Here is a 2,395-nt window from a genome sequence, read left to right on the forward strand (position 1 = left end):
GATGGTCAGCCCGGACGGTGACCTGCCCGAGCTGGAGTTCGCGCTGCTGGCCGACGGCGTGCCGATGGACAAGCTGTACCCGCTCGATGTGGACCGCGCCTTCAAGGTGCTGACCCGGCTGCGGGGCGACATCAAGAAGTTCTGGGACAGCGGCCCGCTCCCCGGTGTGCTGCTGAGCCGCGAAGAGGTGACAATGTCCACCGTCTGGGACGGCCGGATCGCCGACCTGCAGAAGCAGGGCGTCCCGGTGGCACGGCAGCTGAACGGTATGCGCCGCCAGTTCCAGGGCTACGCCATCGCCAAGGGCGCGGCCAACGTGGACGGCGCCTACCAGCTCATGGACTTCTCGCTGCGTGCCGAGAGCCAGGCCAACCTGGCCAAGGCCTTCCCGTCGAACCCGTCCTCTCCGCTGGCCTACGAGAAGCTCTCCGAGGACGAGCGCAACGCACTGGCCGGTGCGCCCAAGTACTACGACGAGGGTTTCGACGCGGACATCGACTGGTGGCTGAAGAACGAATCGGCCGTCACCAAGCGCTGGTTGGAGTGGGCTTCGGGCAAGACCACGACCTTGATGATGATCGCCGGGTTCTGCGAACCGGACTCCGGCACCATCACCGTCGGCGGCCGCGACGTCACCCGGTTCGCCCCACAGAAACGCAACCTCGGTTTCGTCTTCCAGCAGTACCTCCTGTTCCCGCACATGAGCGTGAGCGAGAACGTCGCCTTCCCGCTCACCCTGCGTGGGGTGGCGAAGGACGAGATCCGCCGCCGGGTGGGGGAGACGCTGGAGATCGCGGGCCTGTCCAAGTTCGGCGGCCGCAAGCCGCGTGAGCTGTCCGGTGGTCAGCAGCAGCGGGTGGCGTTGTGCCGGGCGCTGGTCTACCGCCCGCCGGTCATCTTGATGGACGAGCCGCTGGGCGCGCTGGACAAGAAGCTCCGTGACCAGCTGCAGGTGGAGATCAAGACCATCCAGCAGGAACTCGGCCTGACCGTCATCTATGTGACGCAAGGCCGCCGTCCAGCCGGGCCGGCTGCGGGCCTGTGCCCCCGACGACGGTTTCTGTACCGGCACGGTGGAGACCGCCACGTACGTGGGCACCCTGGTCCGCGCCGGCGTGCGGATCGACGGCGGCGACGCACCGCTGCTGCGCCTGGAAGTACCCGCCGGACGCGGACCGGTCACCGGCGAACGCGTCGGCATCGGCGCCGACCCCGAGGACGTCAACCTCTTCCCCACCGAACAGGACGGGTGAGTCATGGCCGCCACCCTCACCGCGACCGCCCCCGCCCGTCCGCGCAAGCTCCTGGCTTCGCGCCGGACCCGGGTCGGGATCCTCTACGCGCTGCCGGTCGTCGTCTACCTGCTGGTGCTGTTCGTCTACCCGATCTTCAGCACGCTGTTCCTCAGCGTGAAGGGCACCGACGGCGCACTGACGCTGCACTGGTACGCCGAGGCGCTGACCGGGGTCAACCTCTCGGTGCTGTTCACCACGCTGCGGATCTCCGCCGAGACGGCGCTGCTGAGCCTCGTCTTCGGCTTCGTCCTGGCCAACGCGATCTCCCGGCTGAAGCCCCTGTGGGCCGGAGTGGCGATGCTGGTCGTGGTCGTGCCGCACTTCATCAGTGCCCTGGTGCGCACCTACGGCTGGATCATCATGCTCGGTGACAAGGGCCTGGTGAACGAGACCCTGTCCAACCTGTGGATCCCCGGGGCGCCGTTCCAGCTGCTGTACAACGAGCTGGGTGTGGTCATCGGCACCACCTCGATGATGCTGCCCTACACCGTGCTGCTGCTGTACGGCGTGATGCGCGGCGTGGACCGCCGGCTGCTCGCGGCCGCGGCCAGCATGGGCGCGGGACGCGTGACGATCTTCTGCCGCATCTACCTGCCGCTGGTCTCGCCCGGGCTGGCCAGTGCCGGACTGCTCAGCTTCATCCTCTCCCTGGGCTACTACATCACCCCGGCCCTGATGGGCGGACCCAACCAGACGATGATCGCCACCCTCATCAACCAGCAGGTGATGAAGGAAAACCAGTGGAACGGGGCGGCCGCTCAGGGCGTCATCCTGCTGCTGATCACCTTCGCCGGACTGCTGCTGGTCAAGCTCGTCAGCTCTCTGGGCGCCAGCCGTAAGAAGAGGAGTGCGTCATGATGGAGCTGCGCAGCACCCTGGCCGGACGGATCGTCCTGACCGCGGTCGCCACCGTGATCCTTTTGTTCCTGGCGCTGCCGATCGTGGTCATCCTCGTCACCTCGTTCAGCAACAACGCCTTCGCCTCCTTCCCGCCCGACACCTGGACGCTGAACTGGTACAAGGCGCTGTTCGCCGACGGCAGCAAATGGCCGGCCGCGCTCTCCCTGAGCGCCCTGATCGCCGCCCTGAGCACCGTGTTC

General features: G+C 67.4%; 1 protein-coding gene and 3 pseudogenes. All 4 read left to right on the forward strand.

Annotation, left to right across the window (positions count from 1 at the left end):
• Window positions 1-64 precede the first annotated feature (64 nt).
• Window positions 65-355, forward strand: a pseudogene (locus OP79_RS57950) (ABC transporter substrate-binding protein); the annotation flags it as partial.
• Between the two features lie 195 nt (window positions 356-550).
• Window positions 551-1,253 (forward strand): annotated as a pseudogene (locus OP79_RS56700) (ABC transporter ATP-binding protein); the annotation flags it as partial.
• Between the two features lie 3 nt (window positions 1,254-1,256).
• The gene (locus tag OP79_RS48815; RefSeq protein WP_033329687.1) at window positions 1,257-2,153 is read left to right on the forward strand and encodes an ABC transporter permease; all 897 of its coding nucleotides are present in this window, start codon (window positions 1,257-1,259) and stop codon (window positions 2,151-2,153) included.
• Window positions 2,150-2,395: pseudogene (locus tag OP79_RS48820) on the forward strand (ABC transporter permease); the annotation flags it as partial. The gene OP79_RS48815 and the pseudogene OP79_RS48820, both read left to right, overlap by 4 nt.

The sequence above is a fragment of the Streptomyces yerevanensis genome (genome assembly GCF_000716805.1).
GTDB classification, from domain to species: domain Bacteria; phylum Actinomycetota; class Actinomycetes; order Streptomycetales; family Streptomycetaceae; genus Streptomyces; species Streptomyces flaveus.